The organism is Rhodococcus sp. 7Tela_A2 (genome assembly GCF_049311045.1).
Classification (GTDB): Bacteria; Actinomycetota; Actinomycetes; order Mycobacteriales; family Mycobacteriaceae; genus Rhodococcus.
In genome coordinates this window covers 1-6,538 of sequence record NZ_JAXION010000170.1, presented here as the reverse complement: position 1 = coordinate 6,538, position 6,538 = coordinate 1, and the positions used below count along the sequence as shown (strand labels likewise).

Below are 6,538 nucleotides of genomic sequence, written 5' to 3'. Positions count from 1 at the left end.
CCGGCCCCCCCGGCCCGGACGGGCGCCGCGCCGGGGCCGGGGGGGGCGCTCGCCGCCGCGACCGAGGCCGGTTTCGCCGACCTCGACGCCGCACGTGCGGCACTCCGGCCGGGGGAGCGGATCGACGAGATCGATCGTGTGCTCCGAGCGGCCGACAACGAACGGGCGGTCGCGCAGGCCACGCTCGCCGAGCCTGCGATAGCCGTTCTCACCGGAGACGAGACGGCCGATGTGCCCGGGGCGCGGGCAGCGGTCGCCGCGGGCGCTGCCGCGCTCGACCGGGCGCACGCTGCCGCCACCGAGGCGGCCCGCCGGTACCTCGACATCGACGCCTACACGGCGCGTCTCGAGCAGGCGTACGCGAAACTCGTCCCTCTCCGCGACGAGCAGGCCGAACTCGCCGACCTCGCGGACGTCGTGGCCGGTGGCGGCTCCAATGCCAAGAAGATGTCGCTGCGCTCGTATGTGCTCGCGGCGCGTCTCGAGGAGGTGGCGGAGGCCGCGTCGGAGAGACTGCGCAGGATGTCGGGCGGCCGGTACGAGTTCGTGCACTCCGACGCGGCCGACACCCGTGGTCGACGTGGTGGCCTGGGGCTCGACATCCACGACGAATACACCGGCGTGGTCAGGTCGACGAAAACCCTGTCCGGCGGCGAGTCGTTTCAGGCGTCGCTGGCGCTGGCGCTCGGGCTCGCGGACGTCGTCGCAGCGGAAGCCGGCGGAGTGGTTCTCGACACGATGTTCATCGACGAAGGGTTCGGCACACTCGACGCGGACTCTCTGGATGCGGTGATGGGGGTGCTCGACGAATTGCGCGCCGGCGGCCGGGTCGTCGGGGTGGTGAGCCACGTCGACGAGATGCGGCAGCGGATCCCGAGCCGGCTGCACGTCATCCGCGGCCGGTCGGGATCCACTGTTCAGGTCGCGAGCTGACCCGCAGGAGCGTCCGTCACTTCTGATCCGGCTCGGGCTCCGGCCCGGTGGAGGCGTTCGGATCGGGCGCCGAGGCGTCGCCGGGAGCGGGCAGCGCTTTCGTCGCGTCGTCCGGATCGACTTCGGCCGAGCGACTGTCGATCTGCTCGCCGATGTAGCGGATCACGACGGCGGCGACCGCAGCCACCGGCACCGCCAGGAACGCACCGACGATGCCGAACAGCGACGATCCGGCAGTGACCGCGAGCAGCACCACGGCCGCGTGCAGATTCATGCTCCGCGACTGGAGAACGGGCTGCAGGACGTTCCCCTCGATCTGCTGCACCGCAATGATGAGTGCCAGCACGATGAGAGCCGTGGTGAAGCCGTTGGCGACGAGCGCGACCAGCACGGCCAGGGCACCGGCAACGAAGGCACCTACGATCGGGACGAATCCACCGATGAACGTGAGGATCGCCAGCACCGGCGCGAGCGGTACACCGAGGATCACCAGGCCGATGCCGATGAACACCGCGTCGATGAGGCTCACTACTGCCTGAGTGCGAATGAACCCGCCGAGCGTGATCCACATCCGGGTCAGGACCTCTTCGAGGTGCCGCCCGGTAGTCCTGCCGCTGACCCGATGAAGCCAGGGGAGGAAACGCGGTCCGTCCTTGATGAAGAAGAACGACAGCACCAGGACGAGTGCGAACGTGATGAGCAGCGACCCGGCGGTGGTGACCCCGGAGAACACGCCCCCGGCGATGGAGGCAGCACTGCCCTGGACACGTTCGACCACCGCGTCCACGGCGTTGTCGAGTTGCTCGTCCTGCAGGTTGATGGGCGGGCCCTTCACCCAGTCCTGGACCGTGTTGATGCCTTCGGTGGCCTTGTTGGCCAGATCGGGCACCTGGTTGACCACCGACGGCACGATGCCGGCGATGATGCCGCCCACGATCGCGAAGAACAGCACGAGCGTGATCGACGCGGCCGGTGCGGGTGGGAGCCCGCGTTTGGTCATCGCCCGGGTCGGCGGCCACAGAATCGTCGAGACCACGATCGCGAGGGCGACCGGCAGCACGATCACCCACATTTTCTGGATGATCCAGCCGAGCACGAGGGCACCCGCAGCGATCACGACAAGGATCGCGGACCACTTCGCGAGCCACATTCCGCCGGCACCGATGAGGGTGGCCCGATCAGGAGTCTTCGACGATGTCGAGGCGGGGTTCGTACCCCATGGGCTGGATTTCGATTCGGTCAACGCTGGTCCTTCCGACATGTCTGTGCGAGTCGACGTGCCCGACGTCCGTAAATCTACGGTCACCACGCCCGGAATCCGAGCATGAGCGGGTTGTCGGATTTGCCCGACCGAGAGTCCCCGTTCGTGGCACTCTCGAAACGTGACGAATGGAACGGGCATGTCCCGGAGAACTCGGGCATCGATCATGCTGGTCGCGGTGGCTGTCGCCGGTGCTCTCACCGCGTGCAGCTCGGACGACGCGCCGACGTCGGACGGGGCGCGTTCCTCGGCGAGCGAGGCCGCGACGAATGTGCAGGAACAGGCCGGCGGGGTCCTCTCCTCGGTTCAGCAGGCGGCCTCCGATGCCGCCGACAAAGCCGGAGAAGCGTTCGACGATGCCAAGATGAGTGCGTTCGTAGCGGCGTTCCGTGCCGGCTACCCGCAGTTGTCCGCCGACCGGGAGGCCTCGTCGATCGAGTCCATCGTCACCGAGACGTGCCCGTTGATCGAGAACGGCGTCGGCGATCAGGAAGTCAACGACAAGGTCGGCGAACTCGCCGCCGACGGGACGTCCGTGCCCGACGATGAGCAGGCCGCGCGGATCGCGCAGTTGGTGCGGGTAGCGTGCGGATGAGGCGACCGCGCGGGGTCTGCGTAGAATATTGAACCCGTGAGCCTTACCCTCGGAATCGTCGGTCTTCCCAACGTCGGCAAGTCGACGCTTTTCAACGCGCTGACCAAGAACGATGTGCTGGCTGCGAACTATCCGTTCGCCACCATCGAGCCCAATGTCGGCGTGGTCGAACTGCCCGATCCGCGGCTGAATCGCCTCGCAGAGATCTTCGGTTCGCAGCGCATCCTGCCTGCCACCGTGTCGTTCGTCGACATCGCCGGCATCGTCAAGGGAGCGTCCGAGGGCGCAGGCTTGGGCAACAAGTTCCTCGCCAACATTCGCGAAGCGGATGCGATCTGCCAGGTTGTGCGCGTGTTCGCCGACGACGACGTGATCCACGTCGACGGTCGCGTCGACCCGCTCGCCGACATCGAGATCATCGAGACCGAGCTGATCCTCGCCGACATCCAGACCCTCGAGAAGGCGCTGCCGCGTCTCGAGAAGGAAGCGAAGAAGAACAAGGACCTCAAGCCGCAGTACGAGGAGGCCGTCAAGGCGCAGGCCGTCCTCAACGAGGGCGCGACCCTGTTCTCGAAGAAGGACACCCTCGACTACGCGCTGCTGCGCGAGCTCAATCTCATGACCACCAAGCCGTTCCTCTACGTCTTCAACGCCGACGAGACGGTGCTGACCGACGACGCGAAGAAGCAGGAACTGCGTGAGGCCGTCGCTCCCGCAGACTGCGTGTTCCTCGACGCCAAGGTCGAGTCCGAGTTGATCGAACTCGAGCCGGAAGAAGCTCAGGAACTGCTCGACTCGATCGGTCAGGACGAGCCCGGCCTCGCCTCCCTCGCGCGCGTCGGCTTCCACACCCTCGGCCTCCAGACCTACCTCACGGCGGGTCCGAAGGAGGCGCGTGCGTGGACCATCCACCAGGGCGACACTGCACCGCAGGCCGCCGGCGTCATCCACTCCGACTTCGAGCGTGGCTTCATCAAGGCCGAGATCGTCTCGTTCGACGACCTCGACGCCGCCGGTTCGATGGCTGAGGCCAAGGCCCGGGGCAAGGTCCGGATGGAAGGCAAGGACTACGTCATGGCCGACGGCGATGTCGTGGAGTTCCGCTTCAACGTCTAAAGCCCCTGGTCAACAGGGGTTTTGTCGCTCTCCGTCCGCAGTCCGTCCGCAGTAGCTTCCGCGAAGAGTCCATCCGCAGCCTTGCGGGTCCGGTCGGAAGCATCCGGCCACAGGTGCGAGTACGTCGTGAGCGTGACCGCAGCGGAGTGGTGCCCGAGGGCACGTTGCACGGTCACCACATCGCACCCCGCAGCGATCAACCCCGACGCATAGAAGTGCCGCAGATCGTGCAGGCGTAGATCTCCGGCGCCTGCACGTTCTCGTGTCTTGCGCCAGCGGTAGCCGACACTGTTCTGATGCCACGGATGCTCGCCTCTTCCGGGGAACATCCATCGTTCGGGATTGGTCCCTGCACGCCAATGCGCGATGTGCACGGACAGAAGATCAAGCAAGCCTTGCGGGGCCGGAATGGTCCTCTCGGACCCGTACTTCGGTCCACGGATCTCGACCTCGTGACCGTTCGCCCTCTGCACCTGCCGGCGAATCTCGATCTCTCGACGCAGGAAGTCTATGTCCCCGACCTGGAGGGCTGCAGCTTCCCCGAGTCGCAGACCAGCGAACGCGCACAGCCCGACGAATGCCCGGAAATCGTCCTCAGCTTGCCGAAGTAGAGCACCGACTTGTGTGGGTGTGGGTATGACCATCGCGGCCTCGGTGCGACGAACGCGGGGGAGTGCCACGGTTTGCGATGGATCGTGAGCGAGCATCCGGTCACGTACCGCAGCACGTAAGACGGAGCGCACGTTGTTGAATCGGGTTTTGATCGTCGACGGCTGAAGGTCTGCGTCGACCATCGATCGCACCCACTTCTCGACGTGGGAGGGCCGCAGGTCTGCGAGTGCCACATCCGAGAAGGTGACACTTCTCGATGCGAGGTTCATTGCTAGCGCAGTCCCTGGCACCCACACCTGCCGTGTCGACCACTCGCGGTAGAACGATGCGAAGGTGACTTTGCCCGTCGCCGGGTCGATATAGGTGCCGGTGACCTGAGCTGCGGTCACCTCGTCGAGCCACTGTTGCGCGTCGACTTTGCGGGTAAACGACCGGGCGTGTTCTTTGCTGGCTTCGTCTACGTAGCGGGCGCGCCAGCGCTTCCCCTTGCCCTTACTGGCTGAGGGTGTGCCGTCCGCTTTGCGCCAGCGGTCCTCGACGCCGGCGCGACGATTACGCCTCTGACGTGTCATCGTCTCGATCCGCTTCTAATGCAGCACGATTGATCGCGTCGGCCATCGACGCTCTTTGGGCTTCGTAGTAGGCGACGTGCTTTGCTGCGCTCTCAAGTTGTTCCTGGGCGTGGCGAGCACCCTCCTCGAGCTTCTCCATGAGTTCGCGCATCTTCTGCTCGGACATGGGTTCTTGTTCTGGGCCTGGTCCGTAGAAGACGCTCAGTGCAGGCATTCCGAACACCGCAGCCAGTGCTACAGCTTCGGAGACGCGCAGCGGCCTTGCTCCGCGTTCGATCTTTGCCACGGTCGTCTGGTGAATGTCGAAGCCATGAAGATTCAACTGTTCGGCTAGGTATTCCTGCGACCAGTCGCGAGCTTTCCGCCACTGCCGGACCTTCTGCCCGAATGCCTTTTCCCACCATTCGAAGACAGTCCGTCGCTCAGCGGCGTCGCCCTCTTTCATCTCCGTCTTACGCATCTGTTGTAGCAGATCAAGGAGGGTTCTGTCGGTCTCTGGCGACGAGCGTTCGGTATCAGACATGCCAGGAGTCTAAGCGCGACAAGCATTGAACCCAAGCGGAAGGAGTGGACGTAACGCGATTGCGTTGGTATGGTCGCGCTGAGCTTGAAATTCAAGCGCTTAGGTCTTAGGAGGGGTAATGACTCGCACTCATAGCAGCGTCGCCGAGCAGGCCGACGAGTTCTGGAAAGCGAAGCAGGTTTCCGAGTACACCGGCATCCCCGAAGGCACGTTGCGCTACTGGGTGCACATCGGACGGGGACCAAAGAGTTTTCTGCTGGGACCGCGCCGGCGAGTGTGGCGCCGCAGCGTCGTCGAAGCGTGGATTGCAGACCAGGAGGCCGCATCCGCATGACCCCGAACAACGAAAAGGCCCCCGATGCCGTGCAGGGCATCGAGGGCTTTGGTTCTCACCCCTACCAAAGAGCGGAAGCCATGTTTCATTCTAGCCGACCTACGGCCTATGAGATCACCGAGGCTGCGAACACTACGGGCGTCCCGGAACTGAACGTCACACACGCCCTCGCGGTATGGATCCAACTCCGCGACATACCCGATGCCGGCTACACCCGCGAGGAATGGCTCGAGGTCGCAATCAACCGCCTCGCCGCGCTCGAGGGGGCGTCGCTGTGACCGACCTCGAACTGTTCCTGACTGTCCTGGTCATCCTCGAAAACGTAGTGATCTTGCTGATTGGCGCAGTCGGAACACCAGACCGAAACCCGCGCGACGTGTTCGCCGAAGACCTCGAAACGTCCATGCGCCGAGGGAGACACCCGCGGCGTGACGCGCCCATTCTCCGCGCTCATCCGAACCCGCACATTCGTTGAGACCCGACGAAATGGCACACATCCGTTGAACGCCGCGGGGGGGGGGGGGGGCGCGCGCGCGCCCCCGCGACTCCGCCACCGAGGATCTCCTCGAGCATCGGGAGGGCCTCCGTCCGC

Annotated in this window: 9 protein-coding genes; 6 read left to right on the top strand and 3 right to left on the bottom strand. The window is 65.2% G+C overall.

Annotated elements, in window-relative coordinates; genetic code table 11:
* The coding region (locus tag TVH25_RS20320; protein WP_422425325.1) for an SbcC/MukB-like Walker B domain-containing protein at positions 1–933 on the top strand (933 nt) is incomplete at its 5' end.
* 16 nt (positions 934–949) lie between these two features.
* Here the strand turns inward: TVH25_RS20320 and TVH25_RS20315 are convergent.
* Positions 950–2,194, bottom strand: coding sequence for an AI-2E family transporter (locus tag TVH25_RS20315; protein WP_422425324.1), 1,245 nt, complete (start codon positions 2,192–2,194; stop codon positions 950–952).
* A gap of 139 nt (positions 2,195–2,333) precedes the next feature.
* On the opposite strand from TVH25_RS20315, the gene TVH25_RS20310 reads away from it, so the two are divergent.
* Together TVH25_RS20310 and ychF are read left to right on the top strand one after the other, a co-directional pair.
* The gene (locus tag TVH25_RS20310) at positions 2,334–2,789 is read left to right on the top strand and encodes a hypothetical protein (RefSeq protein ID WP_422425323.1); all 456 of its coding nucleotides are present in this window, start codon (positions 2,334–2,336) and stop codon (positions 2,787–2,789) included.
* Between the two features lie 36 nt (positions 2,790–2,825).
* A complete protein-coding gene (gene ychF / locus TVH25_RS20305) occupies positions 2,826–3,905 on the top strand; it encodes a redox-regulated ATPase YchF (RefSeq protein ID WP_296549473.1) in 1,080 nt (359 codons plus the stop codon).
* Here the strand turns inward: ychF and TVH25_RS20300 are convergent.
* Positions 3,902–5,089, bottom strand: a complete 1,188-nt coding sequence (locus TVH25_RS20300) for a tyrosine-type recombinase/integrase (protein ID WP_422425322.1) — start codon at positions 5,087–5,089, stop codon at positions 3,902–3,904. The two genes, ychF and TVH25_RS20300, sit on opposite strands and share 4 nt — an antisense overlap.
* Positions 5,070–5,612: a helix-turn-helix domain-containing protein gene (locus TVH25_RS20295; protein ID WP_422425321.1), complete on the bottom strand. Its 543-nt coding sequence runs from the start codon at positions 5,610–5,612 to the stop codon at positions 5,070–5,072. Before TVH25_RS20295 ends, TVH25_RS20300 begins: the two co-directional genes overlap by 20 nt.
* A 118-nt stretch (positions 5,613–5,730) precedes the next feature.
* Here TVH25_RS20295 and TVH25_RS20290 point away from each other — a divergent pair, with 118 nt between their 5' ends.
* Genes TVH25_RS20290 through TVH25_RS20280 form a run of 3 tightly spaced genes read left to right on the top strand, consistent with a single transcriptional unit; the run spans position 5,731 to position 6,421 of the window.
* On the top strand, positions 5,731–5,946 hold the full coding sequence (locus TVH25_RS20290) for a helix-turn-helix transcriptional regulator (RefSeq protein ID WP_422425320.1): 216 nt from the start codon (positions 5,731–5,733) through the stop codon (positions 5,944–5,946).
* Positions 5,943–6,224: a hypothetical protein gene (locus TVH25_RS20285; protein WP_422425319.1), complete on the top strand. Its 282-nt coding sequence runs from the start codon at positions 5,943–5,945 to the stop codon at positions 6,222–6,224. Before TVH25_RS20290 ends, TVH25_RS20285 begins: the two co-directional genes overlap by 4 nt.
* A complete protein-coding gene (locus TVH25_RS20280; RefSeq protein WP_422425318.1) occupies positions 6,221–6,421 on the top strand; it encodes a hypothetical protein in 201 nt (66 codons plus the stop codon). The genes TVH25_RS20285 and TVH25_RS20280 overlap by 4 nt, the downstream gene beginning before the upstream one ends.
* Positions 6,422–6,538 lie beyond the last annotated feature (117 nt).